This window comes from Flavobacterium sp. LC2016-23 (assembly GCF_009674775.1).
GTDB lineage: Bacteria > Bacteroidota > Bacteroidia > Flavobacteriales > Flavobacteriaceae > Flavobacterium.
In genome coordinates, this window is record NZ_WKKE01000004.1 from 160,772 (window position 1) to 186,924 (window position 26,153).

Annotated in this window: 23 protein-coding genes; 5 read left to right on the top strand and 18 right to left on the bottom strand. The window is 36.9% G+C overall.

Features of this window, described 5'->3' with window-relative positions; all coding sequences use genetic code 11:
• Nucleotides 1-22 precede the first annotated feature (22 nt).
• Both GJU43_RS04800 and GJU43_RS04805 read right to left on the bottom strand, forming a co-directional pair.
• Nucleotides 23-976 carry a GNAT family N-acetyltransferase gene (locus GJU43_RS04800; protein WP_154339687.1) on the bottom strand — a complete coding sequence of 318 codons (954 nt, stop codon included), beginning with the start codon at nucleotides 974-976 and terminating at the stop codon, nucleotides 23-25.
• A gap of 254 nt (nucleotides 977-1,230) precedes the next feature.
• Nucleotides 1,231-2,256 carry an AraC family transcriptional regulator gene (locus GJU43_RS04805; protein ID WP_154339688.1) on the bottom strand — a complete coding sequence of 342 codons (1,026 nt, stop codon included), beginning with the start codon at nucleotides 2,254-2,256 and terminating at the stop codon, nucleotides 1,231-1,233.
• Between the two features lie 201 nt (nucleotides 2,257-2,457).
• Between GJU43_RS04805 and GJU43_RS04810 the strand changes: the two genes are divergently transcribed.
• Complete coding sequence (locus tag GJU43_RS04810; protein WP_154339689.1) at nucleotides 2,458-2,955, top strand: DNA-deoxyinosine glycosylase; 498 nt, start codon at nucleotides 2,458-2,460, stop codon at nucleotides 2,953-2,955.
• A gap of 250 nt (nucleotides 2,956-3,205) precedes the next feature.
• Nucleotides 3,206-3,640, top strand: coding sequence for a DUF6526 family protein (locus GJU43_RS04815; protein WP_154339690.1), 435 nt, complete (start codon nucleotides 3,206-3,208; stop codon nucleotides 3,638-3,640).
• A gap of 319 nt (nucleotides 3,641-3,959) precedes the next feature.
• Here the strand turns inward: GJU43_RS04815 and GJU43_RS04820 are convergent, their stop codons facing one another.
• The 6 genes from GJU43_RS04820 to GJU43_RS04845 form a co-directional block, all read right to left on the bottom strand.
• Nucleotides 3,960-5,978, bottom strand: coding sequence for a glycoside hydrolase family 97 protein (locus tag GJU43_RS04820; RefSeq protein WP_154339691.1), 2,019 nt, complete (start codon nucleotides 5,976-5,978; stop codon nucleotides 3,960-3,962).
• A gap of 25 nt (nucleotides 5,979-6,003) precedes the next feature.
• On the bottom strand, nucleotides 6,004-7,248 hold the full coding sequence (locus tag GJU43_RS04825) for a glycoside hydrolase family 71/99-like protein (RefSeq protein ID WP_154339692.1): 1,245 nt from the start codon (nucleotides 7,246-7,248) through the stop codon (nucleotides 6,004-6,006).
• Nucleotides 7,249-7,397: 149 nt separating this feature from the next.
• Entirely contained in the window at nucleotides 7,398-8,909 is a 1,512-nt protein-coding gene (locus GJU43_RS04830) for a RagB/SusD family nutrient uptake outer membrane protein (RefSeq protein ID WP_154339693.1), read from the bottom strand.
• A gap of 28 nt (nucleotides 8,910-8,937) precedes the next feature.
• Nucleotides 8,938-11,937 carry a TonB-dependent receptor gene (locus GJU43_RS04835; RefSeq protein WP_195760018.1) on the bottom strand — a complete coding sequence of 1,000 codons (3,000 nt, stop codon included), beginning with the start codon at nucleotides 11,935-11,937 and terminating at the stop codon, nucleotides 8,938-8,940.
• Between the two features lie 29 nt (nucleotides 11,938-11,966).
• Nucleotides 11,967-13,049: a hypothetical protein gene (locus tag GJU43_RS04840; RefSeq protein ID WP_154339694.1), complete on the bottom strand. Its 1,083-nt coding sequence runs from the start codon at nucleotides 13,047-13,049 to the stop codon at nucleotides 11,967-11,969.
• A gap of 8 nt (nucleotides 13,050-13,057) precedes the next feature.
• Nucleotides 13,058-13,579 (bottom strand): DUF5004 domain-containing protein, encoded by a 522-nt coding sequence (locus GJU43_RS04845; protein ID WP_154339695.1) that lies wholly within the window; start codon nucleotides 13,577-13,579, stop codon nucleotides 13,058-13,060.
• Between the two features lie 484 nt (nucleotides 13,580-14,063).
• Between GJU43_RS04845 and GJU43_RS04850 the strand changes: the two genes are divergently transcribed.
• Complete coding sequence (locus GJU43_RS04850) at nucleotides 14,064-15,662, top strand: DUF6377 domain-containing protein (RefSeq protein ID WP_154339696.1); 1,599 nt, start codon at nucleotides 14,064-14,066, stop codon at nucleotides 15,660-15,662.
• 342 nt (nucleotides 15,663-16,004) lie between these two features.
• Here the strand turns inward: GJU43_RS04850 and GJU43_RS04855 are convergent, their stop codons facing one another.
• The 10 genes from GJU43_RS04855 to GJU43_RS04895 all read right to left on the bottom strand — a co-directional run bounded on the left by GJU43_RS04855 (nucleotide 16,005) and on the right by GJU43_RS04895 (nucleotide 25,002).
• On the bottom strand, nucleotides 16,005-17,228 hold the full coding sequence (locus GJU43_RS04855) for a sterol desaturase family protein (protein ID WP_154339697.1): 1,224 nt from the start codon (nucleotides 17,226-17,228) through the stop codon (nucleotides 16,005-16,007).
• Nucleotides 17,229-17,356: 128 nt separating this feature from the next.
• Nucleotides 17,357-18,643, bottom strand: coding sequence for a Glu/Leu/Phe/Val dehydrogenase (locus GJU43_RS04860; protein WP_195760019.1), 1,287 nt, complete (start codon nucleotides 18,641-18,643; stop codon nucleotides 17,357-17,359).
• 422 nt (nucleotides 18,644-19,065) lie between these two features.
• Entirely contained in the window at nucleotides 19,066-19,920 is an 855-nt protein-coding gene (locus GJU43_RS04865; protein WP_154339698.1) for an EamA family transporter, read from the bottom strand.
• 63 nt (nucleotides 19,921-19,983) lie between these two features.
• Nucleotides 19,984-20,577, bottom strand: coding sequence for a 2OG-Fe(II) oxygenase family protein (locus tag GJU43_RS04870; protein ID WP_154339699.1), 594 nt, complete (start codon nucleotides 20,575-20,577; stop codon nucleotides 19,984-19,986).
• Nucleotides 20,578-20,754: 177 nt separating this feature from the next.
• Nucleotides 20,755-22,218 (bottom strand): magnesium chelatase, encoded by a 1,464-nt coding sequence (locus tag GJU43_RS04875; RefSeq protein WP_154339700.1) that lies wholly within the window; start codon nucleotides 22,216-22,218, stop codon nucleotides 20,755-20,757.
• A gap of 195 nt (nucleotides 22,219-22,413) precedes the next feature.
• Complete coding sequence (locus GJU43_RS04880; RefSeq protein ID WP_154339701.1) at nucleotides 22,414-23,532, bottom strand: VWA domain-containing protein; 1,119 nt, start codon at nucleotides 23,530-23,532, stop codon at nucleotides 22,414-22,416.
• 106 nt (nucleotides 23,533-23,638) lie between these two features.
• Nucleotides 23,639-24,019, bottom strand: coding sequence for a YchJ family protein (locus GJU43_RS04885; RefSeq protein WP_154339702.1), 381 nt, complete (start codon nucleotides 24,017-24,019; stop codon nucleotides 23,639-23,641).
• Nucleotides 24,009-24,242: a hypothetical protein gene (locus GJU43_RS04890; protein WP_154339703.1), complete on the bottom strand. Its 234-nt coding sequence runs from the start codon at nucleotides 24,240-24,242 to the stop codon at nucleotides 24,009-24,011. The genes GJU43_RS04885 and GJU43_RS04890 overlap by 11 nt, the downstream gene beginning before the upstream one ends.
• Before the next feature lie 72 nt (nucleotides 24,243-24,314).
• Nucleotides 24,315-24,461 (bottom strand): hypothetical protein, encoded by a 147-nt coding sequence (locus GJU43_RS22790; RefSeq protein WP_195760020.1) that lies wholly within the window; start codon nucleotides 24,459-24,461, stop codon nucleotides 24,315-24,317.
• A gap of 1 nt (nucleotide 24,462) precedes the next feature.
• Nucleotides 24,463-25,002: a hypothetical protein gene (locus GJU43_RS04895; RefSeq protein WP_154339704.1), complete on the bottom strand. Its 540-nt coding sequence runs from the start codon at nucleotides 25,000-25,002 to the stop codon at nucleotides 24,463-24,465.
• 89 nt (nucleotides 25,003-25,091) lie between these two features.
• Between GJU43_RS04895 and GJU43_RS04900 the strand changes: the two genes are divergently transcribed.
• Both GJU43_RS04900 and GJU43_RS04905 read left to right on the top strand, forming a co-directional pair.
• Nucleotides 25,092-25,343 (top strand): hypothetical protein, encoded by a 252-nt coding sequence (locus GJU43_RS04900; protein ID WP_127336708.1) that lies wholly within the window; start codon nucleotides 25,092-25,094, stop codon nucleotides 25,341-25,343.
• A 220-nt stretch (nucleotides 25,344-25,563) separates the two neighbouring features.
• Entirely contained in the window at nucleotides 25,564-26,004 is a 441-nt protein-coding gene (locus tag GJU43_RS04905; protein WP_154339705.1) for a KTSC domain-containing protein, read from the top strand.
• The last annotated feature ends 149 nt before the right edge of the window (nucleotides 26,005-26,153 follow it).

A 26,153-nucleotide genomic window follows, 5' to 3' on the forward strand; every position in this document is an offset into this window, starting at 1 on the left:
GCAACTTAGAACCTCAGCACCTTTATAAAATAACCAACTCCATCTGTATATTACAGCGTTTATAAGGTGTTGCAAGACCCGAAACTTTCTGGAATCCCATTTTATGATACAAACTGATTGCGGGTTTAAGGATCGTATTACTCTCCAGGTATATTTTCTTCGCTCCCTGTTCTTTTGCGCTCTTTACAATAGCCTGCCCTAATAGCCAGCCTATGTTTTTTCCTTGTGCTTTTGGTGAAACCGCCATTTTTGCCATTTCAAAATCGTAGTTTTCATCCTTCATTTTGATTAAGGCACAGACTCCAACAGGTTCATCTTGGTATAAAGCCACAAAAATTTTACCGCCCTTGTCCAGAATATATTCCTGCGGATTGTCTAAGGCTTTATAATCGGCTTCTTCCATTTCAAAATAAGTTGAAATCCATTCTACGTTCAGGGCTTTAAAAGCGTCAAGATACTTTGGTTCAAAGGCGACAATCTGAACGTCCTGGCTTTCTCGAATTTTTTTATTTTCAATTACTCTTTTCAGCAGTGATTTTTGTTCCAGTAAAAACTCCCATTCTTCGAGTGCAGCCCATAGATTATGGTTTGATTCTGTTATCAAAGATTCCACAGCCGCTTCAACATCAATACACTGGAGTTTTAATTCTTTCGAAATAAATATCCCCTGTTCTGTAAGAGCAACACTGTTTCTGCGTTTGTCGGTTGTTTTTAAATTTTCCTGAACCAGGCCTGCCGTTGTCATTTCCTGAATAATTTTACTCACCGACGGTTGCGAATGTCCAATCTTATTAGCGATTTCAGTGATGGTGATTTCTCTTTCTTCCATCAGCATATAAAAAACCGGAAACCATTTTGGCATAAAATTAAGCCCATACAAATTGTATATTTTGGCTGCATCATCTGTAATTGCTGCAGTCATCAATCGCAGACGGCTTCCCAAAGCCACCTTGCCTACTTTATCAAAAAAACCCATTTTATAGTTGATTACATAATTAGTTATGCAAATATATGTTTTTTTTTAAGATACTAAGGTGCTGAGTGACTAAGTTTCTAAGCTTTTTTCTTAGAGTCTTAGCTTCCTAGTAATTTAGAACCTTATATAAATCAAGATATAATAAGCAAAGGGTTCAAATTGTTTTTTTAGGTACTAAGGTGCTGAGCTCCTAATTTTAATAAGAAAAAAAACTTAGAATCTTAGCCTCTTAGTGACTTAGAACCTTATATAAATCAAGCTGTAATAGCCAACGGATTCAAATTGAATTTGTATTCTTTCGGACTGCAATTGAATTTTTGTTTGAAGATTTTAGAGAAGTAACTTCTGCTGGTAAATCCTATACAATATACTATTTCTGAAATATTTAAATCGGAAGTTCTGATTAGGACTTCAGCTTTTAAAACTCTCATATGGGTGATATAATCATTAACGGTACGATTATGAATCATCTTAAAACCTTCCTGCAGTTTATTTGGAGACAAACCGGATTTTTTGCTTAATGATTTTATAGTAAAGGCTTCTTCGGGGTTTGCTTTTATAACTTCTGAAAGTTCTTTTATTTCTTCCATTTCTCTTAAAGTCAGACAATTGGTCTCTTTGGATTTAGCAGCCAAATCGTCAGTATGCTGCTGAATTTCCATAGCCAGGATAATTCGTAAAATACCTTCTTTCAGTAAATTCCGAACAATACCTGTTTGGGTTACCGCATTTAATTGTTCTATTTTTTCACCGATTCTCAAATTATAAGAACCCAGATAAAAGAAATCTTCCCGTACACTATTTTCAAAAAACGTTTCTTTTACTTTTACATTCAGCGAATTAGTCTGATTTTTTTCAGCCAGATGAGTTCCAACAATAATCAGCGTAAATTTAGTTTTGATATCTTTTTCAAAAAACAAAACATTTTCATCTTCTTTTTTGGAAGAAAGAATAGCGGTCTGAAAGGTTTTTAGTTTTTTCTCTTCCCCCAGAATTCCAAAACTATGGGACAAGTTTCCTTTTGAGCAATAAGCAAAGTAAACAGGCGATGATTTTGGATTTGTGATATTCATCCTTACTTCTGCAGAAAAAGTCATATCAAACTGAACATAGGAAATAGCATCATTAAAGGAAGATCCGATAATAGACCCTTTAGCGAAACTATTATTGAACTCTAAAGTATATTCGTCTAAATCAAAAGTTACTTTACCTCCAATATTCAAAGTCAAAGCTTCAAAAATATCTTTAATTTTCTCTGTATTTATAGTAACTACTTTCATTTTGCCTGTATTTAAAATTTGATAATCTGCTACTTATCGATCATTAAAAAGGGATTTCCCGTTTGTACAGAAATTCTTTAAAATATCTAATTCAAAGTTGCAATAAACAAGAGGGAAAGTTGTTATATAATTTTTGTAAATTGTTTTATAATTAACTCTAAATGACTACCTTAAATACAACTATCTACTCTAATAAAAAACATGAAAAGTTTTTCTTTCTCACCCATAAGCGCTAAGGACGCTAACCTCTTGATACTGGGCACAATGCCCGGAACAAAGTCGCTGGAATTAAATCAATATTATGGCCATGCCCAGAATAATTTCTGGAAGTTTATCTTCACCATTTTAAAAGAAAATATATCATCCGATTATGAAACTAAAAAAACAATTCTGATAAAACATAAAATTGCCCTGTGGGACGTTTTACAATTTTGCGACAGAGTAGGAAGTTTAGACAGTGCCATAAAAAATGAAATTGCCAATGACTTTGAATTGTTTTTAGAGGAGCACCCCAACATTACAACCATCCTTTTTAACGGACAAAAAGCAGCTGCCTTTTTTAAAAAATATGTTCAGATGGAAAAAACATATCAACTTCTTACTTTACCTTCTTCAAGCCCGGCAAATGCCAGTAAGTCTTTTGAATCTAAATTAGAGGAATGGAAAGTCATTACTTCACTTTTAGAAAAATCGATATGATATTTGAATTGTATAAGATTATCAGTTTAAAATGTAACAGTCTCCTGAGGTAATCCGATAATTTTACCAAAAGGTTTTAAGGTATTGAAATAATTTAAATTCTTAGTATTTATAAAAACTCACTCTTATAAATTACATTCAAAGATTTAAATTATAAAATATTGGTTGTTAGTTTATTTTGAAAAAAAAGCTATTCTTTTATTAGAATAGCTTTTATACTTTTACCACATCTCTCCTAAACCAAATTATTATGAAAATTCAAACGTACCAAAATCATATTCGGTTTTATCCTCCTCACCATTTTGTATACTACCCGATTCTGACTGCATTTTTAATTGGCAGTATTTACTTTGCCTGTACCGAAGATGAAAAGTTAATCTGGGCCTTTATCAGTGTTGGGTTTATCTTTTTGTTTTGCCTTGCTTTTATGTTGCGCCAGCATTATGCCTTAACGCTGCAAAACAGAATTGTCAGACTCGAACTTCGGTATCGGTATTTTACACTTTCGGGAAAAAGATTCGAGGAATTTGAATATAAATTAACCGACGATCAGATCTTCGCCCTGCGATTTGCCCCGGACGATGAGTTGTTACCACTTGTAGAAGACACTCTTAAAAACAACCTGACCGGAACCGCCATCAAAAAAGCAATTGTGCACTGGAAAGCGGATTATAACAGGGTTTAAGAGAAAGAAAATAGAAAATAGAAAATAGAAAATAGAGGAAAGAGCATAGAAGAAAGAAGGAAGAAGGAAGAGTAAAGAAGATAGAAATTTGACTGAGCCAGAAGAATTTCAGCCTTTGCCTTCTTTATATTTTACATCTTACACCTTAAACCTTGCATCTTACATCTTGCATCTTGCATCTTGCATCTTGTATCTTGTATCTTGTATCTTGCATCTTGTATCTTGCATCTTTTCACCTCTGAACCTCAAAAAAACAAACCCGGCCTCTTTTCAGAAACCGGGTTTGTTGCTCAACTTAACTTAAATAAACTCAACTAACTTATTTTTCTATTGGAATAAACCTGATAGCTGTACCTCCGCCGGATGCCAGTTTTAAATCTAAAACTGTTTTGTTATTTACTTTTTGCTTCGAAATGGTAACGGGATATGGATTTGTTTTATAATTTGCCCCCACTCCATCTGCGTATATTTCTGCTTCGTACTCTTTGTTGTGATCTAAAAATGATAATGTTACTTTCAGGTCACGGGCATCACTGTTGGTAATAGAACCCAGATACCAGTTTTTTTCATTCCAGTCTTTACGGGCGATGGTAGTATATGCTCCGATCTTAGAATCTAAAACTTTTGTATCAGACCAGGTGCAGGGAACGTCTTTAATAAACTGAAATTCCGGTTTTCCTTCATAATTTTCGGGTAAATCTGAAGCCATTTGCAACGGACTGAAAATGATTACGTACAACGCCAATTGATTGGCCAAAGTAGTTTTTACCCTGGCTCCCGAAGGCGTTTTATAATCAAAATTGAAATTACCCGGCGTATAATCAAATGGCCCTGATAACATTCTGGTAAAAGGTAGGGTTGTCAAATGCTCAGGCGTATTTCCGCCATCTGCAGACCAGGCGTTGTATTCCTGTCCTCTTCCGCCCTCTTGTGACATGAAGTTTGGATACGTACGCTGGATTCCGGTTCCTTTCATCGGTTCGTGATTATCAATCATGATGTGATATTTCGCAGCTGTTTCGATAACCTTTCTGTAATGACGTGCTCCGTACTGACTATCGTGCCATTCTTTTTTATCTAAAAACTTGTTGACATAACCGGTCTTCACCGAATTTACCCCCATTTTCTGATACAATTTAAAAGCCTCTTCCAACTGGTTTTCGTAGTTTTTAGTGGCTCCGGCGGTTTCGTGATGTCCGATTAAGCGAACATTTTTCATGGCGGCATATTTGGTAATTTCTTCCAGATTAAAATCCGGATATGCTTTTACAAAACTGAAAGCAGATCCGTCGGCAGTCCAGTCGCCATCCCAGCCTTCATTCCAGCCTTCCACCAGAACGCCGTCAAAATTGTTTTTCGCAGCAAAATCAATATATTCTTTAGTATTTTTAGTGGTCGCACCGTGTTTTGCACCTTGTCCCCAGGTGAATTTTTCTAAATGCATGCCCCACCAGATTCCAATATACTTGGAAGGTGTGATCCATGATAAATCTTCAATTTTGGAAGGTTCATTTAAATTCAGCATTATGGTTGAAGTAGCTACATCGCCTGGGGTTTTACCTACTACAATTGTTCTCCATGGCGTTTTAAAAGGGGTTTCCGCATATACTTTTACACCATCAGCCCATGCCACCAGATCGCTTTTGTATTGCTTATCCGATGTTTTTAGTAAAGTCATTGATGCAAAATCGGTCAGATTGGCTTCATGAATCGCAACATACAATTTGTCTTTCGTTTCAAAAGTGGCCGGTGTATTGATCGTATCGGTTTTACTCATCAGCGTTTTGCGATAGGTGCTTTCGTAATAGCTGTTTTCGCGGTGCACCGGAATCCACCAGACTTCATTAGTATCTTTGAAAGTAAACTGGGTGACTTCATTGGAGATTTTTACTTTCCCTAAATGGGGTTGCTTCGGAAATTCATAGCGAAAGCCTAAACCATCATCAAAAACCCGGAAAATAATATCAACCAAACGTTCTTCCCCTTTGGATTCTTTCAAATGAACAATCATTTCGGTATGATGATCCCTTACTTTTTTAAATTCCCCCCACGGCTGTTCCCAGGTTTCATCAGCCATTTTCTCTTCGGTGGAAAGGACCTCAAAATCTTCTGTCATCTTTTGGATGCCCTGAAATTCAAATCCTAATAAAGAAGGCTCGATAACCGATTTCCCATTCGAAGAAAAACTGTATTGAGGCTGTCCCGAGGCTGTTAATTCAAAAACTAATTTGGAATTTTTATCCGGTGAACTTATAGTGTATGTTTTTTTAGTACTGCAGGCAAAAATCAGCACGGAAGCTAAAGTAATCAGGCAATAACTATATTTTATGTTTTTCATTATCTAATTGTATTAATGACAACTCTTATTTAATTTCATTAAGTAACTGTTTTGCTTTAGCAGACTGCATGGAAACAAAATAATTAAAGGCCTGATCCAGTTTTTTCTGGGCATCGGCATTGCCTTTCTTTTGTATGCGTAAATTGTATAACTGGCTAATATCGGGGAATACATTTTCGGTATTTTTAACTCCGGCAAAAGCTTTCACTTTTTCGATATAGCTGTAGCCAAATTCCACTGTAGGTTCGAACATAGTACCTTCTCCAAAGTCATTCCAGGTAATTAATTGCAGGTAATTCAGATTGGCATTTTTAGCCATCGCAAGTGTTTCATCGAGTGTTGCTCCGTTATTGGGTTCAATGGTCCACCCGATTGCTGCTCCGCCGCCTCCCTGGGCATAAAAATCTTTAAATCCCGGATAAGCACTGCCTATTGCCACACCAAGTTTGGGTTTTGTATTGGTATAAAAATTAGTCAGATAGGTGCTGTTTTTATACACCCAGGCATATTCGCCTGAAGCATTTTCTCCGGCTTCAACTGATTGATCCCAAAGGGTGATAAAAGTAGGTTTGGTAGTCAGGGTATTAAAAACATTGGTCCATTCTGCCGGAGTTTGCAAAATGATGGGGCCGAAATTCAGCAGCAAAGGTTTTCCGTTTACTTTGATATAATTTTTATCGTCGAAATAGTTTTTCTCCATATAAGCCAAATCGGTTTTGGCGGCGCTGGTCACTGAAATGGCTTTTCCCGCATCGACAGCACTTTTTGTTACTCTGTCTTCGTACACGATCGCGTATTCCAATCCAACTTTATCCAGCATGGTAATAAGCTGTTCTGTATTTTCTTTAACCATTCGGTAATCGTAAACATCATAAGTACCGTACCAGTCGATCAAAACACCGTCAATTCCTGAATATTTCATCAATAATAAATGATTCTCAATCACATTTTTATCGCCCGAGTGATAAGGACCGATAAGCGGGTAATAATAAGATGCAATTTCCCTGCGCTTGTTGGCATCTATGTTATTAGGGTTTTTGTTGGCCATTGTCCAGTGATAGCCCCATTTTTTATCGGCACTGCTTTCATTGGTTTCAAACCAGGGCATATAATGCACATAAATTTTGGTGCTGTTGGTTTTTTCAATCGCAACGGGTTCAACGGTTTCCGGCGTTGTTGGTATGTCTGAATTTTTATCGTCGCTGCTGCAACCGAGCGCCACTAAAAAATTCACAATTACACAAAATAATAATGTGATGTATTTTTTCATTTGAATTGATATTTGTTTTTATACCTCGTCTTTCACTCTAATTAAAAATGTCTGCGAAAATTTAATTTTGTCTTTTTTTTGGAAAGTGAGTATTTAAAATATATCAGCCTTCCACGACTAACCAACACGGAAGACTGACATTCCAGAATCTAATTTAAGGGATACCCCGGATTCTGAACCAGATTTTTATTGGTTGTTAAAACACTGGTCGGAATCGGGAAAATCGCTCTGTATTTTTCAGTAGTTCCTTTTTCCCACCAAGGCAAAAAGAAAGTTCCAAAACGAATGTTATCGGTTCTTCTTTTTCCTTCGAAAGTAAATTCCTTAAGCAGCTCCTGATCGATAAAATGAAGATCTATTGTTGCGGGCATTTCTTCTCCGGCACGCGCTGTTATTTGTTGTAAAAACGGTCTCGCTAACTCAGGCGAACCCAATCGCACATAACATTCTGCCTGCATCATTAGAATTTCGGCATAACGAATCAGGACAAAATCGTGATCGCGTTCCCAGTTTTCTCCGGCTTTCATTTCATATTTACCCAAACGAACTCCTTCATTTTCTTTAGCATCGCCTAAGCTCGTCAGGTTTTCTGTATACGTAAGCGGTTCTCCGTTATCCATAATAATAACAGATCCTGTTGCCAGATTGATCTGATCACCGGCAATCATGCATTTTTTTCTTTTATCTGTATCGGCAAAAGCAGAATAAACACCCGGCTGTGCACACATTCCATTGGCACTCCACGGATAGTTTCCTGTTGGGGAAAGCGTAAGTTTATGCAAATAATGACAAGACATTGAATTCATATAATTCCCCACTGTTCCTGCTTTTGAATCGTAAGGAATAGCAAAAATAATTTCAGTCGATGTTTGATTTTCTGTGGCAAAATTGGCAAAGAAATCCGGTGTCAGAGTATAACCTGTCACTTTCTGGCACATCGAAAGACAATCCTGCCAGCGCGGTGTCCCGATGAATGCTTCTGAATTAAGGTACAATCTCGCCAAAATAGAATAGGCTACATTTTTGGTCAGTTTAGAATACACCACATTCGAATTCAGATGCGGAATGGCATCCAGTAATTCTTTCTCTACAAAATCATATACCTGTTTTCTTGTCGAATTAGACGGTAAATCCTTATCTTCAAAATTGGTTACAATGGGCACATTACCAAACATATCCAAAAGGTTGTAATAGTAATAGGCCCTTAACGCTTTTAGCTCCGCATAAATCGGTGTTTTTGCCTGAGCAGTCAGGGAAGATTTGTCTATCTGATAAATGATCGCATTGATTTTGGCAATTCCGGTGTAGTTGTAGCGCCAGGCCGAAAGAATCATTCTGTTGTCTGCTTTCCAGGTATGTTTCTGTGCGTCCTGATATTGTCCGCCATCGTACCAGTTTGTTCCTCTGGTTGGAATGGTCGCTTCATCAGAAACCACTTCATTCAAAAAGAAAACATATTCACAAGTTGGGTAATTATTGGATATACCGTCTGCAAATCCTCTTAACGAAGAATAAGCTCCACCTACCAGCGCATCAATTTCTTTTGAAGTATTTCCAAAATTTCCGTCTTCTACTTTATCATACAGATCTTCATTCAAATTTGTACATGACACCGTAAAAAGCATGCTTAAAAGTATCGCTGCTGTTATTTTGATTTTCATTTTTAATATTTTATGGTTATCAATTCGCTTAGTTATTCAGCGTAAAATTTAATCCAACAGAAATTGTTGTTGGTCGTGGATAATTGTTGTATCGGTCAATTCCGGGCGCAGCCAATCCGGTTTGGTCTGCACCATCCTGTGCATTTAAGCCAATTTCCGGGTCTACTCCTTTGTAATTTGTAAATACAGCAAGGTTTTCTCCCATTACATAAATTCTGAACTTAGAGCCTTTGTATTTCAGCGGTACTGTATACCCGACAGAAAGAGTCTGAAGCCTGAAAAAAGAAGCATCTTCGATCCAGTAACTGGAATATTTCGGTGCTGACGTGATTCCGCTTGACAGGAAATCATCCGGAACGTTGAAAGCCGGAAGCCTGTTCGGATCGTTCAGCATCATATTGGTCGCATTTAAAGCTTTTTGTCCAAACATTCCATATCCTGAAATACCCAGATCAAAATTTCCGTAGGTAAAATTCATTCCGATTCCTAAAGTCAGATCCGGCTGTACATTTCCTAAATCTTTTTTATCCGCATCTACCAAAGCACTCTCTGCTACCGTCTCACCTGCTGCATTGTAGTACAACATTTTTCCATCAGCATCAGGTCCGGCACTTTGAAATCCCCAGAAAGTTCCAACCGGGTATCCTTCGGCAATCACCTGAGAATATTGTCCGGACATACCGGCTAATCCGTGTAAAGATCCGCTGTAAATTACATCTGTTTTATAGGTTGGATTTGATAATTTTTCAATTTTCTGAATGTTGTGTCCCAGCGTCAGGTTAGCATCCCAGGTAAATTTATCTCCTTTTATGATGTTGGCATTCAAAGTAAGTTCCACACCTTTATTGGACATTTCACCCACGTTGGCCAGCATCGTTCCTACTAAATAAGGAGGCTGCGGTACTTCATAGGTATACAACAAATCTTTTGTCGTTTTGGAATACCATTCGAATGAACCCGTAATTCTGTTGAATAAGCCAAAATCTACCCCAATATTAATTTGTTGTGTGGATTCCCATTTCAAATCAGGATTCGGGTTTTGCTTTGGAGAATAGGCGAGACTCCAGGTCTTGGTAACCGGATCGTAGTAACTGTCGTTTCCAACTCCTAAAATAGAAAGTGATTTGTACTCGCCAATTCCGTCCTGATTCCCTGTAACTCCATAACCTGCTCTTAGTTTCAGGTTGTCTAACCAGCCTTTGGAAGCATCCATAAATTCCTCACCTGAAATTTTCCAGGCCGCAGAAGCAGACGGGAAAGTTCCCCATTTATTGTTTTCACCAAAGCGGCTTGAACCGTCACGTCTCACCGTAGCGGTCAGAAGGTATTTTCCGTCGTATGAATAATTCGCACGGGCAAAAAACGAAACCAGGTTTGATTTTCCTTTATACGAATACACATCGCCCAAACGATAATTGTAACCAGCGCCTAAATTGTTATATCCGAAAGCATCGGTCACAAAACCGCTTCTTTGTGCTCCGAAACCTTCATATATATTTTCGAAATATGAATATCCGGCTAAGGCACCAATAGTGTGTTTGTCTATAGTTTTGTTGTAATTTACAAAGATTTCGCCCTGCGCATTGGTGTATTCCGCATAGGTTCTTTGTGCATAACCGTCTTCTGTTCTTCCTTCCATAACCGCGTACGATGGTTTGTAAGTCCCTCCTTTTACGGCATTATGCTCCAATGAAATATTTGCCGAAGCTGTAAAATCTTTCAGAAATTTAACTTCTGTTTTAAAATAGCCCAAAAGTCTGTGTCTTTCATTGTTAACGGTTCTGTTGGTTAGAATTTCTACCGGATTTTCGTAGATATTTCCACTCACGGAAGAGAAATTTCCATTGGCATCATACACCGGAATCGTTGGATTTAAATTATAAGCACGTTCAAAAATTCTGTAATCTATAGGGTGCCATTTATCGATATTGGCAAACAATCCCATATCAAATTTCACGTCTTTGTTATCGCCAAGATATTGGTAAGCACTAACATTCCCGCTGATTCTTTCCAGACCTGATTTTTTGATCACCCCTTCATTATTCAAATAGGAAATGGAAGTTCTGAAACCGCTGTCTGCTTTTCCCGAGTTGATGCTTAACGTATGTGATTGCGAAATAGCCGTCTGTTCGATCGCTTTCTGCCAGTTAGTATTTCCACCGTAATCTACAGCATCTGTATTTCCGGTTTGACGCACATAACCTCTCCATTGATTGGCTGATAAAAGATCTAAATTATCTGCTACATAACCAATGCTTGATAAGCCGCTGTAAACCACAGAAACTCCTTTTGTACCTGATTTGGTTGTAATCATGATGACTCCGTTGGCACCTCTTGAACCGTAAATAGCCGTTGCCGAAGCATCTTTTAAAACGTCTACCGATTTGATATCCGAAGGCTGCACTACATTGATATCAACGCCTGCAATACCATCTACTACGATCAGCGGACTGTTACTGGCGGTAAGCGAAGTTCCGCCACGCAAACGTATGGTAGCTCCCGCAGCCGGATCACCGGAAGGACGAATGATATTCAATCCCGCTACTTTTCCCTGCAAAACCTGCTCGGTTGAAGAGATCGTTCCTTTTACCAAATCATCTGCTCCAACGGTAGAAATCGCACCTGTTAAGTCTGATTTTTTGACTTTTCCGTATCCGACAGAAACCACCTGAACTTCTGCCAGTGTATACCCGTCATTTTGCAGGCGAACCTCCAGATTAGCCGTTGTTGCAGTGATCTGAACTTTTTGAGTTGTCGAGCCAATGAAGGATACTTCGATCGCACCTCCTACGGCTACCTGCAAGGTGAATTTTCCATCGAAATCTGTAGTGGTTCCGTTTTTGGTTCCCACCTCCATAACAGAAGCTCCCGGCAATACACTTCCGGTATTGTCATAAACGGTCCCTGATACCTGCTTTTTCCCCTGGGCAAAAACGCCTGCCGAAAGAAAAAGCATGAAAATCATCCATACCGCCGATTTAGTAGTCCACATTAGATGCAGGACTCCTTTTATATTTTTACTATTCATTAGAATTGGTGTTTTAATTTGATAGTGAATTATTTGTCTAACGTTTTAAGGGGAATCGAAGTATCCGAAATCGTCTTGTCCTTGTTGTCTTTTACCAGGACATGGATTTCAGTTAAATTCGGAACTCCGTTTAATTCTGAAACTAAATTGACAAATCCTTTGATTTCAGCAGTTCCTCCCATAAACTCACCAGAAATGGTTTTACTGCCGGCTGTAATCGTGTAAATCAATTTGTTTACACCCGATTCATTATTTTTTCTTGACATTCCCAAAAAGTCTCTCTGACTAATCTGCAAAGGGAAGAAAGCAAAAACCGGTGGCGGTGGCGGCACAAATTCGCCTGCATAAATAATCTGATCCCCGGAATTCGTAGTCCAGTCTTTTGCGACCATCAGAAACGTTATGTTTTCCATCACAAAACCAGGTTCTGTATTGTAATATTCCTGCGGAATCAAATCCATTCTGTAAAAACCGTTTCCTAAATCCTTTAGTTTTGTTTTCTCGGAAACGTCCGGAAGCCAGGCCTGGTATTCCTGCAGCACTGCCCAGTTGTTTAAACCACTATGGAAGTGAACACTTGGAACGCCTGCGAAACCGTCTTTTAAATTAGAATTAAATAAAATACTTACCGGTTTATCAATTGTTGGTTTTGAAGGATAAGATCTGATTAATTCATTAGCAGTATAAAAGGACGAAAAATCAGTATACGCCATGTTGGCTACATCACTTTGCTTCGATCCGTTTTTGTTTTTGAGACGGAACCAAAATCCGGCACTTGCGGCGATTTCTTCCGGAGTTTTAGAAAAATAAGCTGTCGGGGTCAGCTTAAAACTCCAGATTTTATCGCCCTCGTATTTTAGTTTTGCAAAATCAGAAGAGTTTTCCCAATTGCCTGCGTCCGGTTCAGAGGGTGACCAGATCCAGATATAAAGATCTTCTGTTTCTGCAAAGGTGGTTCCTGAAAGATCAAAGTACCAGGTAACTTCTTCATCATATTTGTACACAACCGGATAGGATGACATCGGCCCTACGGCTCCTGCATTTTCCTGCGCCGTCACAAAATTCGGAGCCATCAAAAGGGCAAGTAAAATTGTATATATAAACTTTTTCATAGTACTTCTTAATTAATAGCGTTTAATTTGAATACATAAGACACGAAATCAGCTCCGCCGGAAGTACGCATCAGCTGAAGCTGCATTTCTTCGTTTTTACCCGGAACCGAAATGATCCTGAGCTCATCTGTTTTTTGAGTTTTCTGAGCATCACTGTACAAATAGATTCGTATGGCACTGGCATTTGTCTGCTGAAAGTCTGAGCTTAATGCCCAATATCCTTTTGGAGCAAATAAGGGAGGAACATTTCCGGTAACCTCGTAACTTGTAGGTCTATTTTGAGCATCTACTAGGAAGCTGATTTTAAAATCCTCGTAATTAAAATAGGTACTCAAGTTTTCTTCGCTTGGTTCGATTTTATTTGCTTTGGCAAATTCATCAACCATTTTCAGATTTGTTAATCCCCAGTTTCCGTTTACTTTTTCATAAATGGTAATGGGATCAACGTGGCTTCCGTCGTCAGTGTTATCACAGCCAATAGCTGCTAAACTCATCACAACAGCCAACCAATAAATACTTTTACATCTCATAAATTTGTGGTTTGATTGTTAGTTTTTTTATCCGTAAAGGACAGAGCGAAACTATAAGTTAAAAAAATATTAAAAAAAATATCTGCGAAAAATCAAGATAAAAACCGAACCAATATTAAATCAAAAAACTAATAATCAAGTATTTATAATATTTTTGTATTAGAAAAAATCAAGATGTTGTTTAGATAAAAAAAGGCAGATATTTAATGGTATAAATGACAATATCAAAATTAAAGTATACATTTTTTTAACTATGCATATATATAATTGCTTTTTATTGTATAATTGCAAATTATTAAACTACTTTTAACATTTAGATCTTGTTTTTCAAATAAACGAACCCTTGTTTTTAAATGTGTTACGTCTAAATTTGTTAAATCCTAAAAGTTACAAGCATAAGCGCTCATGCTTACTTTGAATTAAAAACGAATTAACTCAAACCAACCAAAAAACTATTTTATACCCCCTAAACCAAAACATGACTATGCGAAAAATAGTAATGCTATATTTTTTCATTGCAGGTTTTTCTCTGGCTGCGAAAGAGACAAATCCTGTTCTGGAAGAATTAGATAAAGTGCTCCTTAAAAAAGAAGTATATCTCAAAAAGAAATATCAGAAAATAGAAGCATTAAAAAAGAATGTATCAAAATTCACATTAAGCCAGAACAACACAGCTCTTTATAATTGCTATATGTCGTTGTTTGAAGAATACAAATCCTTTAAATATGATTCTGCCTATTATTATTTAGAAGAAGCCAAAATTAAGGCGATTGTTCTGAAAGATCCAAAATATCTGGCCAAAAGCCGAATCAAAGAAGGTTTTGTACTCCTTTCTTCCGGTTTATTTAAGGAAGCTATTGATACTTTGAATGTCGTTGACGACAAAAAACTGGACCCCAGAAACAAATTTGAATATTACAATATAAAAGCCCGTGCTTATTATGATTTAGCCGATTACAACCGCGATCAGCGCTTTAATATCCATTATGTACAACAGGGCAATCATTTTCTCAAAAAGGCATTAGAACTAATCGGAACGAACACCAACGAATACTGGGCTGCCGAAAGTTTAAAAAGACTGAAGCAGCAGGATTGGCGTGGCGCTGAATTTGCGTTTAGTTACTGGATTAACAATTATAACCTGCCACCGGATTACTACGGAATTGCCACTTCAAGCCTTGGTTATATTTATTCGGAAAGAGGATACACCAAAAAAGCGATTCAGTACCTCGCACTTGCTGCCATTGCCGACGTCAAAAATGCGACTAAAGAAACCGTCGCCTTACGAAATCTGGCCAACGAACTCTTTAAAATGGGGTATCTGGACAAAGCCAACGAATACATCAACATTGCCATGGATGACGCGACTTTCTATAACGCCAGACACCGCAAAATTGAGATTTCGTCAATTTTACCGATTATCGAAAAAGCGCAACTAAATAATGTAAAGGAAAAAAATGATAAACTGGAAAGAATCATTATGCTGTTGACAATACTTACGGTAATCATCATTTTATTTTCGATCATTATTTTCAAACAGCTAAAAGAAAGAAATAAGGCGCGAAAAATAATGGCTTCTTCCTACAGTCAGCTGCAGGAAATGAACATCAGCCTGAGTGAGGCCAACGCGATCAAGGAAGAATATATTACCTATTTTATTAAAGCAACATCAGCATTCATTAACAAAATAGATCATATCCAGAAGAGTACGCTTCACAAGATCATTACGAAGAAAACAGATGAAGTGATTGCGAGTTTAAAACGTTATAATGTAAAGGAAGAACGCGAGAATTTATTCCATCAGTTTGATGAAATCTTCCTGAAGTTATTCCCGACTTTCGTAACCGATTTTAACCATTTATTTCCGAACGACCATAAATGCATCGTAAAGAAGGGAGAACTTTTGAACACTGAGCTTCGAATTTTCGCCCTCTATCGACTGGGAATTCAGGACAGCAGTCAAATGGCCGAATTTCTCGAACTCTCTGTAGCTACAATTTACACGTACAAAACAAGAATCAAAAGCAAATCCGACTTTAAAGACACTTTTGAAGAGAAAATCATGGCGATTAAAACGATATGATTTAAAAATAAATGCCACAGATGGCAGAGATTCGCAAAGATTAATCTCTTTTGAATCCTTTATCCCGATAGCTATCGCAAGTGGTGAAAAATAATGCCACAGATTACACTGATTGTACAGATTTACACAGGTTAGAAAATCTTTAAAATCTTTTATCCCGATAGCTATCGCGAGTGGCAAAAAAAAAAAAACGAAACCTCCTAAAATCGTGCTTCTTTCTATACTCTTTACTCTTTACTCTTTACTCTTTACTCTTTACTCTTTACTCTTTACTCTTTGCTCTTTACTCTTTGCTCTTTACTCTTTACTCTTTTTTCTAAACTATTCACACCAAACATTCCTTCATTCCACAGACTCAACCTGCAGCACCACATTCTGATATCGGGTACTAAGGGAAAACAATTGTTCAGCGAAAATCATAATTCCCAGCGGTATAAAGAAAAAAATCATCAAACCTTCTTCGTATAAAAAATAGACTGCAATCATGTAGATACGGGCATATTCCAGATAATAAATCCATTTTCGCTGTTCCAGTAAAGCTCCGCAATTAATGAGGGTAATCAATATAATAGACAGTACAAAAACTTTATCGAAGGCGTTCAAAAATTCAAAGTAATATGTAAAAACAGTTAGCAGTAAAGTCGAAATTCCCAACTGGATATAAAGATAATTTTTGAATCGAAGACGCTGATTCGGATTGGCTTTATCCTGTAAAAACCGTTTTTCGAGTATAGGCCGAATGTCCTGATCCATGTGTGCAGGGCTTCCAAAAACGGCTTTCCATTTTGCTTTGAAACCGTTAGAGCGTTTCATCAATTCATAGATTTCAAAGTAATAGTGAAAATGCTGCCATAAGAAACTATAGCTTTTTAGTGGATGCGTTAATCCGTATTTTGGTTTTTCTTCTTCTGTCTGGAAAGTCCCGAAGAGACGGTCCCAGAAAGTAAACATATCTCCATAGTTTTTATCGAGATATTTCTCGTCGGAGGCGTGATGGATTCCATGAACAGAAGGCGTTACGAAAACATATTCCAGCCAATTTATTTTTCCGATAAGCTGTGTATGGGTAAAAAAAGAATAAGCCCCATGAACAATCAGCATCGTAATCACCATTGTGGGATGAAACCCTATAAAAGGAAGAACACACCAAAATCCGGTACGGATAATGGCCTGAAAAGTGGTAATTCTCGCCGCAGCGGTAAAATTAAATTCTTCGCTGTGATGATGGACAATGTGTGCTGCCCAGAAAAAATTGACCTCATGCCCCAGCCTGTGGTACCAGTACCAGACAAAATCGGTAGCCAGAATTAAAGCAAACCAGATAAAAACATTCGCCGGAATATCAAAAAGGCGATAATTATTATAAATGAAATAATATGCCTGATAAAAACTTGCAGCGATAAACAGGTTGATCAGTCTTTCGGCAATACCAATACTAATATTCGAAACGGAGCTTTCATAATTGAAAATTTCCGGTCTTTTTTTTCGTTGTGCGATCTTAAATTCAATAAATAAAAACAGAAAAAAAGCAGGCATTGCGAAAGCAAGAAAATTAATATGTTCCATTTTAAAAATTACTTTGTGTATTCATAAATAATTCAAAAAGAAAATATTTTCACCAGTCAATATTATTTTCCGCGACAGAAAAGTATTGATTGATGAAAATGATTTTCCTCTGTGTTTAGAGTAAATTTTTAATTCTGTTTGTACTTTGGTGTATCGGCCGCCACTTCTTTAACGGACTGTGTTTCCGCGACTTTTTTCAAAGCAATAATATAGGCGGCAATACGCGGCGTTACACTATATTTTGCTGCAACTCTAAAGACCGTATCAAAACCTTTCTCCAGGATATCTTCCAGACGTTTATTGATCTGGTGAATTCTCCATGATTCCAAAAGTGAATTCTGAAGCCACTCAAAGTAAGAAACGGTAACTCCGCCGGCATTGGCCAGAATATCCGGAACGACCAGGACATTATTGTCATGCAATATTTTATCGGCATCGGAAGAAACGGGACCGTTTGCGCCTTCTACAATAATTTTAGCACGAATGTCATTGGCATTTTTTCCTGTTATAACATCTTCTTTCGCAGCCGGAATCAGAACATCGACATCCAGAAGCAATAAATCTTCGTGTTTGATAGCTACGGAATTCGGGTAGCCTTTTATGGATTTATTATTCAGATTGTAATACAAAATCAGTTCCGGGATATTAAGTCCGTCCGGATTATAAAAAGCTTCCGAAACATCACTTACGGCAACGATTTTCAATCCTTTTTCGAATAAAAACAAAGCCGAATGCAAACCAACATTTCCAAAACCCTGAATCGCAGCCGTAGCTCTCGCAGGTCTGATTTTCAGCTTTTGCAATGCCAGAATACTTATGATGCTTACCCCGCGCCCGGTTGCTTCTACCCTGCCCAATGAACCTCCGGAATGCAGGTGTTTTCCGGTCACTACGGCATGAATCGTTTTGCCGTGAACCAATGAAAATTCATCCATTAGCCAGCCCATTTCGTCAGGCCCTGTTCCCATGTCAGGCGCAGGAACATCTTTTTCGGGTCCGAAGATATCAGATAATGCTTTGGTATACGCTCTGGTTATTTTTTCTAATTCTGTTTTCGAAAGTGTTCTTGGATCACAAATTATTCCGCCTTTTGCTCCTCCAAATGGAATTCCTGTCACAGCAGATTTCCAGGTCATCCAGGCTGCAAGCGCTTTTACTTCGTCAAGATTAACGCCTGTGTCGTAACGAATTCCGCCTTTAGACGGGCCTAATGCCGTATTGTGAATGACACGGTATCCTTCAAAATTCTGAATTGTTCCGTTGTCTAAAGTGATCGCAAAATTCACCACAATTTGCTTTTCAGGACGCTGCAATTTCTGCCTGATGGATTCGTCTAAATTAAGAATATCGGCGGCGATATTAAAGCGATCAATCATCGATTGAAAGGGATTCTGTTTAATTATTTCTGCACTCATTTTTATCTATATTTTAAATTGGGGTTGTTCCTTTATCTTCAGCTCTTCTAATTTTTATAACGCATACAACATGGTATTTTCATCAGACAGCACTGCATCATAATATTTGTATTTCTATTTGATCTCATCGTATCATTTTTTAATAGTTCTAAAAAAAGCCTTTCATGGTGCATGAAAGGCTAAAAAAAAAAATAACTAACAAGTCCATTTTCTATTAAGGCCATTTCATTACAGCGTTCATCATGCAACACATCGTGAAGCTGCACATAAACGGACTGCTATTTTGGCTATAGTTTTTCATTGTCATTGCAAATTTATATAAATTACTTTATATATTCTATGGAATTAGTAGAATTAATTCAAATAAAACAAAATATATTACAAAACAGACTGTAAATAAAGACTTTATGTAATAAAAAAAATCACTTCAATTGTGAAAAAACAATAAAAATAATGGAAATTAGCGCTAAAAAGATTCCAATGAAGTTAATTTTGGAAAGTTTTTCCCTGAAAAAAAGCAAGCCGACAACACTTCCCAGAATAATGACTCCCATGTTCATTCCGGCGAAAACCGTCGAAGGATTATCCGAAAATGCTTTATGCGCTTTGAGATAAAACAAAATATTTCCGAAATTAAAGAGACCAACTAAACCTCCAAAAAGAATGTTTTTGGATTCAAATGGAGCTTTTTTAATTACAAATTCATAAGCAACAATTAGCAACGCAACAACTAACGCAATTGCAAAAACGACGAATAAGGAAGTGGGATAAGGCAATGTGGTATAAAGGGCGATTTGCTTAAAAAGGATGTCGATAACACCAAAACCCAATAAAACAATTGCCGGATATATCCATTTATTGCTGGTATTTGCAGTTTGTTTTCTTAAAATGAATAAAAGTGCCAGAAAACCTGTCAGAAGTCCAATTACTTTATAGCTGTTGAATTCTTCTTTAAAAATAAACCAGGCAGCCAAAATAGGGATAAATAACGATAAACGCTGGGCTGCATCTGTTTTTACAATTCCCATATGTTTTATAGATGCTACCAAAAACAGGAATACAACAGGCAACAACAAACCAATTGCAATATAAATAGTCCAGGGTGAATTTACATTCACTTCGTTAAGATCTGGACTGAAAGTAAAATAACAAAGCAGCAGGGCAAACACATAATTGAAAGCAATAATCTGGGTTGGATTCGTATCGTATTTTCTGGTGATTTTAAAAATAACTCCTACCACAACACTGCAAATAATACTTAAAACTAGAAATAACATAAGGCTTGTTTTTGAATGCAAAAATAACGTTTATCTCTTTTATAACTTCCAAAAAAAAGAATATTAATCACTCTTCAGCCAGCCCGTAATGCTCATTCGCGTATTTTGAGTCACGAGAACTTCGTGTACCAGTTCATCGCTCTTAAAGAAAACCGTTTTACCTTGTGTGGGTGAAATCTTCTGATTATTATTGACCTGATGAATTAATAATTCTCCGCCATCAGCTTCCTGCCAATTGCTGTTGAGATAACTGATCATTGAATATTTACGACTGGGATTGTTTTTGAACTGATCTAAATGTTTGAGGTAAAAATCTCCTTTTTCATATAAAGCATAATGAAACTCATAACCCGTAATTCCGGTATAGCAACTTTTATTCAGATACAATATAAAAGCCTCGATTTTAGCAAAAAATTCATTTTCGAAAACATTATTATGCTTTTTATCCAGCCAGTAAATGGAATCGCTTCTGATGGCACCATCGTACGACAGTTTATCCGAGTTTCCAATTCCGGCGGTTAACAATAACTTTTTCTGATTTAAATCGAGTAAATTCTGTTTTAAATGATTGGCCAATTCAGGGGTTAAAAAATGCTCCGCTATGCCTACTTTATTTTCGATATACGAAGCAATCAAATCTTCAAAACTATCTTCCATTCTGTTTTTAGGAAAGACTGCAATTACAGCCAACGGAACAAGGTAGTTGATTTTAAACTGGTAATGGGGTTTTTAGAAATAATAAACCGTAAATCAAATTTACTAACCTGTAAAAAAAATAAACCCGACAGGTTTTAAAAACCTGTCGGGCTTGAAACTTTTAAGTATCAGAAATATTTACAACTTACTGATGTAACTTCCATACATATCTTTAAACTGATGTCCTTTTGCAAAACGGTCTTTACTCAGTTTTTTATATTCAACCAAAGCCCACAAGATAAATTCTTTCATAAAATACTGATCTTTTTTATCCAGTTGCGGCTGGTATTTTTTCAGTAAAACATCCAAAGGAGTCACTTCATCTAAGATATTTTGGTATTCTGCATCGGAACAATCGTCTAACAATTCGAAACCGCTTTCTGCAAAGAACCATTCAATCAAATCAGAATAAGGCGTTTTTTCGCCTGGTTTTTCTAATTTTTCAATCTTAGGAAAATGCTCCGAAAACAAAGTTCTCACTGCTAATCCTATTAGAGTCTGCGCTACGGAAGCTGCTCCCTCCTGCTCTCCTTCATAAACCAATTCGACTTTTCCGGTAATAGCAGGAATGATTCCGATGAAATCAGACAAGCGTAACGTAGTTTTATCTGCCCCGGCGATTAAAGCACGACGTTCTGCGGTACTAATTAAATTCTCGAAAGCCGTAATACTCATTCTGGCACTTACACCACTTTTATTATCAATGTATTCGCTATCCCTGGCTTCAAAACTTATCTGCTCCAGTATGTCTTTAGCCAGACTTGGAACATATACAATGTCACTTTGGTTTTGATCTAATTTAGCTTCCTGCTCGGTAATGGTTCTTGCAATGGCTACTGTTTCGGGATAATGTGTCAAGATCTGAGAACCAATTCTGTCTTTCAAAGGAGTCACAATGCTTCCTCTGTTGGTGTAATCTTCCGGATTTGCAGTAAAAACAAACTGCATATCAAGCGGCATTCTTAATTTAAAACCTCTGATCTGAATATCGCCTTCCTGTAATATGTTAAACAAAGCCACCTGAATTCTGGCTTGTAAATCCGGTAATTCGTTAATAACAAAAATACAGCGATTCGCTCTTGGAATCATTCCAAAGTGAATCACGCGGTCGTCTGCATACGATAATTTTAAATTTGCTGCTTTAATAGGGTCGACATCGCCAATTAAATCGGCAACCGTTACATCGGGAGTAGCCAGTTTTTCAAAAAACCGTTCACTTCTGTGCAACCACGAAATTGGAGTTTCATCTCCTTTTTCCGCAATCAAATCCTTTGCAAAACGGGAAATCGGATTCAAAGGATCATCATTGATTTCAGAGCCTGAAACAAACGGAATGTATTCGTCCAGTAACTCAATCATTTTTCTGGCCAAACGTGTTTTTGCCTGTCCGCGAAGCCCCAATAAATTGATATTATGACGGGATAAAATGGCTCTTTCCAACTCTGGAATTACCGTATTTTCAAAACCGTGCACACCTTCAAAAACAGGCTGTCCGGATTTGATCTTCTCCCGAAGATTATTTCGTAATTCGTCTTTGATACCTGTACTTTTATATCCTGAGGCTTTTAACTGACCTAATGTGGTTATGTTCTTTATTTCCATTTTTATTGAAATATGTATTTTGTTATTGATCATTTTTATTTTGTACAAATGTACCTCTTTGAGCAGACGCACTGCTGTGCGCATCTACGATATGCGTTCTCTAAAAAAACGCTTCGACTCCGCTCATCTGTACAATCGAAACCTATTTATAAAAACCTTTGAACCTTTGTCACTATGAACCTTTGAACCTTAAAATTAACGAACCCTCTTCTTCCTGTTCGTTTCATAATCTTCAAAAATCATTTCACCCAAACCTTTCAGTCCAGTATAGAATGCTTTTCCCTGATTGGCTTCTGTAAAATGATTTACAAAACGCTGTAAATAAGGATCGTTTGCAATCATAAAAGTGGTAATCGGAATGTGTAATTTTCGGGCTTGCTGTGCCTGTGTGTAACATTTATCTACAATATAATCGTCGAGACCGTTGCTGTTCATATAATAGGAACCGTCACGCTCACGCACGCAGCTTGGTTTCCCGTCAGTAATCATAAAAATCTGCTTGTTGGTATTTCGTTTTCTGCGCAAAATATCCATCGCTAACTGAAGTCCCGCAACCGTATTGGTGTGATAAGGTCCTACTTGCAGATACGGTAAATCTTTAATGGGAATTGTCCAGGCATCATTTCCAAAAACCAAAATATCAAGTGTATCTTTCGGGTAACGGGTGGTGATCAATTCGGCTAAAGCCATGGCTACTTTTTTGGCAGGAGTAATTCGGTCTTCACCGTACAAAATCATACTGTGGCTGATATCGATCATCAGAACGGTACTCATTTGTGCTTTGTACTGGGTTTCTTCTACCACCAAATCATTTTCGGTAAGCATAAAGCTTTCCACTCCATTGTTGATTTGGGCGTTTCTTAAACTTTCTGTGAGAGAAATACGCTCTAACCCGTCTCCGAAATTAAACTCACGGAACTCTCCGGTATGCTCATCACCGTTTCCGGCATGTTTGGTCTTGTGATTTCCGCTTCCGGAACGCTTTAAATTACCAAAAATCTGATCTAAGGCCTGCTGTCTGATCGCCCGTTCTGTTTTAGCAGTGATTCCAAAGCCCGGCGTACCATCGTCTTTGGCTTCGTCTTTTATGTAACCTTTCTTTTTTAAATCTTCGATAAAATCATCGATTGTGTAGTTCTCGTCGGTAAGTTTATATTCTTTATCGAGCTCCCTAAGCCAGTCTATCGCTTCATCAAAATCACCCGAAGTATGGGTGATCAGCTCTTTGAAAATACCAAAAAGTTTTTCAAACGGAGACTGAAACGGGGCTTCGTACGTCTTAAAATAAAAACCTTTTTTAAATTCGTTTTTCATAATTCTAAAATTACGGCTTTTTAGAATTACGAAAAAAGAAACATTTATTAATTTTTAGTTAAAAAAACATGGTCTAATAGACAGAAATTAGCCATAAATTTATAGATTATTCAAACTTTCCGTCCACATAAAACCAGGAATCTTTTTCGAATCTGAAAGTTGAAAATTCGTAATGTGTCTGAGGCTGCAGATCTGCATTTAAAAAATAGGCTTTAAATTCAACGGTATCTTCAGAAGAACTTAAAATTTCTAATTTTTGCCATTGATTACTGGTCGCCCATTTCAGGATTTCTGATTTTGAATAATATTGTCTTTCTGAAACATGTGTCGTTTCTAAGAGATAATCAGCATTATGAGTAACATAAGCCGAATATCTCGAACGCATTAAAGCTAATGCATTAGGTGCTTTTTGATTTTGCTGAAGATACAATCCGCAACAGGCTTCAAACAATAAACCTGTATCACAAAAACATTTTTTACTCTCCATCAACCTCTTCTTCTCCGTTGATTTTTACATGCAGCTGATTCAGTAAAACCTGGTATCTGCTGATCTCTCTCAAATCTTCATCTTCTTCTGCGTGATCAAGCAGTTCGTCTAAGGTTTCATTTACTTCCAGTAATTTATTATTCGCTTCTCTGTTATTTTTCGCTGCAATCAGATCAATTATTTCCTGTACACTTGCTTTTAAATCTTCAAATTTCGTATTCATATTTAATATTGTTTTTGTTTCAAGTTTCAAGCTTTAAGTTTCACTTCTCAAATTTCACCCGAAACTATTTTTCTATTCTTCCTTTTTACCTTCGTTAAACTTTTTAACGATTTCTTTCAGCTTTTCCTTTCGTGCAATTACGGCCTGTTTAGCTTTATCCTGCGCTTTATGCAGCTTATCGTTGTGCTTTTTAATATTTCTTTCGTTGTTGCGTCCCATTTTATATGTCTCTTTTAATTTCTTCTAAAGTTTTTTCGGTAAAAATCAATTCAGTGATAATCTTCTTTCTCAAAACATCAATATTCTCTTCAAAATGTTTTGCCCAGGAAGTCAGCTGCTGCAAATTTCTAATTTGCTTGATTCGTTTTGTGGTTTCAAAGCTCGTTCTTAAAATTGCTTTTGTATCATAATCCGGATTATTCTTATGCTGGTAATTTACGGTATTCTGATCAAAATCGGCCTGAATGTAATACAGTTTTTCTGAGGCATTGTCCGGGTAAAATTCATTCCAGGCAGCAAAACCTATTTTAGTTTTCGATGGTGTTTCCGGTTCCATGGCAACCAGGCGCCATTTGCTGTTCGCCAGTCTCCCCCAGTGATTCGAAACCCGGTACATTCCTTTTTCGGTATAATAATAGGTGCTTCCGGCTTTGCTTTCGAACTGAATTTTTAAACCGGTAATTTCATCCTGCAAAACTTCATGAAAAACACAAAATGTATTTTTAAAAGAATTCGGATGGGGTCTAAAGTTTTTTTGCATGTGCAAATATACTGAGATTGTCCCAAACTCCCCAAACCAAACGATATATTGATTAACTTTGCAGCTTCAATTCTAAAAATAAAAAAGTCATGTCGAAAGGATCACACGAAAAAATGTTGCAAAAAGGAGTTTATACCGGCATCATTGAGAAAGATGAAAACAATAATTATTTTTGTGGAGAATATCTTTTGGATTATAAATTAGCGCACTCCAATTTTAATGTAGGTGATATGATTACCATAAAATCTGTTATTGAAAATCCCAGCGATATCAGCTACGACAAGTACCCTAAGAAGTCTAAAAACTTCGATAAGGCCAATTATAAGCCGGAGCAGAAGTAGTTTTTAGTTTGCAGTCACAGTTTTCAGTCGCAGCCGTGGTCTTGGTTTACCCGTATGTTAAAACTGAAACTGTAAACTGAGACTGAGACTATAAAATTTAGGAATATTTTTTCCGTGAAAACTAAAAAGTTAAAAAAAAGTGTACCTTTGCAAAAAATTTGTCGTTTTGAAGTATTAAATAGACATTTCAAACTAATAGACAATAAGTTACCTTTTATTTATGAAAAAAATAGTTGAATACCGTAAGTTATTAAATGTAGAAAAAACTGCAGAACTTAAAGATTTAAAAACCATTTATCGCAATGCGATGAAAGAATCTCATCCTGATAAATTTCAAGGTGATGAAGCTGGTCTGAAAGCTGCAGAAGAAAAAAGTAAAGCTATCATTGAAGCTTATCACTTTTTGGTAAGCATTAATCCTGAAACGATTAAAGCTAACTTACCGGAATATACGGAAACAATTTCGACTTGTTCTATTACAGATTATAAATTTGTAGAAGGTCGTTTAATTATCGATTTCTCTAACGGCAGTGTTTACGAATACATCAGTGTTCCTAAAGCTACTTATGTAAAAATGGTAAACGCAGATTCTCCTGCAAGATTTGCTAAAAGACATATACTGAACTCTTTTACATGGAGAAAAAAAACGAATCAGGAATAGATTTACATCTCAATTATCTATAAAGGCATTCTGGAAACAGGATGCTTTTTTTATGCTTTAAAATTAAAATATTATGCTTTTAAAGCCACAATTCTGATATTATTAAAAGTTTTAAGTTAAATTTCACAAACAAACACCCTGATAATATG

Coding starts and splice junctions, on each gene's coding strand:
- GJU43_RS04805 (WP_154339688.1), bottom strand. CDS start 2,256: ATGAAAGTAGTTACTATAAATACAGAGAAAATTAAAGATATTTTTGAA.
- GJU43_RS04875 (WP_154339700.1), bottom strand. CDS start 22,218: ATGGAAATAAAGAACATAACCACATTAGGTCAGTTAAAAGCCTCAGGA.
- GJU43_RS04880 (WP_154339701.1), bottom strand. CDS start 23,532: ATGAAAAACGAATTTAAAAAAGGTTTTTATTTTAAGACGTACGAAGCC.
- GJU43_RS22790 (WP_195760020.1), bottom strand. CDS start 24,461: ATGGGACGCAACAACGAAAGAAATATTAAAAAGCACAACGATAAGCTG.
- GJU43_RS04815 (WP_154339690.1), top strand. CDS start 3,206: ATGAAAATTCAAACGTACCAAAATCATATTCGGTTTTATCCTCCTCAC.
- GJU43_RS04865 (WP_154339698.1), bottom strand. CDS start 19,920: ATGTTATTTCTAGTTTTAAGTATTATTTGCAGTGTTGTGGTAGGAGTT.
- GJU43_RS04855 (WP_154339697.1), bottom strand. CDS start 17,228: ATGGAACATATTAATTTTCTTGCTTTCGCAATGCCTGCTTTTTTTCTG.
- GJU43_RS04830 (WP_154339693.1), bottom strand. CDS start 8,909: ATGAAAATCAAAATAACAGCAGCGATACTTTTAAGCATGCTTTTTACG.
- GJU43_RS04900 (WP_127336708.1), top strand. CDS start 25,092: ATGTCGAAAGGATCACACGAAAAAATGTTGCAAAAAGGAGTTTATACC.
- GJU43_RS04845 (WP_154339695.1), bottom strand. CDS start 13,579: ATGAGATGTAAAAGTATTTATTGGTTGGCTGTTGTGATGAGTTTAGCA.
- GJU43_RS04895 (WP_154339704.1), bottom strand. CDS start 25,002: ATGCAAAAAAACTTTAGACCCCATCCGAATTCTTTTAAAAATACATTT.
- GJU43_RS04850 (WP_154339696.1), top strand. CDS start 14,064: ATGCGAAAAATAGTAATGCTATATTTTTTCATTGCAGGTTTTTCTCTG.
- GJU43_RS04885 (WP_154339702.1), bottom strand. CDS start 24,019: ATGGAGAGTAAAAAATGTTTTTGTGATACAGGTTTATTGTTTGAAGCC.
- GJU43_RS04870 (WP_154339699.1), bottom strand. CDS start 20,577: ATGGAAGATAGTTTTGAAGATTTGATTGCTTCGTATATCGAAAATAAA.
- GJU43_RS04890 (WP_154339703.1), bottom strand. CDS start 24,242: ATGAATACGAAATTTGAAGATTTAAAAGCAAGTGTACAGGAAATAATT.
- GJU43_RS04820 (WP_154339691.1), bottom strand. CDS start 5,978: ATGAAAAACATAAAATATAGTTATTGCCTGATTACTTTAGCTTCCGTG.
- GJU43_RS04860 (WP_195760019.1), bottom strand. CDS start 18,643: ATGAGTGCAGAAATAATTAAACAGAATCCCTTTCAATCGATGATTGAT.
- GJU43_RS04810 (WP_154339689.1), top strand. CDS start 2,458: ATGAAAAGTTTTTCTTTCTCACCCATAAGCGCTAAGGACGCTAACCTC.
- GJU43_RS04905 (WP_154339705.1), top strand. CDS start 25,564: ATGAAAAAAATAGTTGAATACCGTAAGTTATTAAATGTAGAAAAAACT.
- GJU43_RS04840 (WP_154339694.1), bottom strand. CDS start 13,049: ATGAAAAAGTTTATATATACAATTTTACTTGCCCTTTTGATGGCTCCG.
- GJU43_RS04800 (WP_154339687.1), bottom strand. CDS start 976: ATGGGTTTTTTTGATAAAGTAGGCAAGGTGGCTTTGGGAAGCCGTCTG.
- GJU43_RS04825 (WP_154339692.1), bottom strand. CDS start 7,248: ATGAAAAAATACATCACATTATTATTTTGTGTAATTGTGAATTTTTTA.
- GJU43_RS04835 (WP_195760018.1), bottom strand. CDS start 11,937: ATGAATAGTAAAAATATAAAAGGAGTCCTGCATCTAATGTGGACTACT.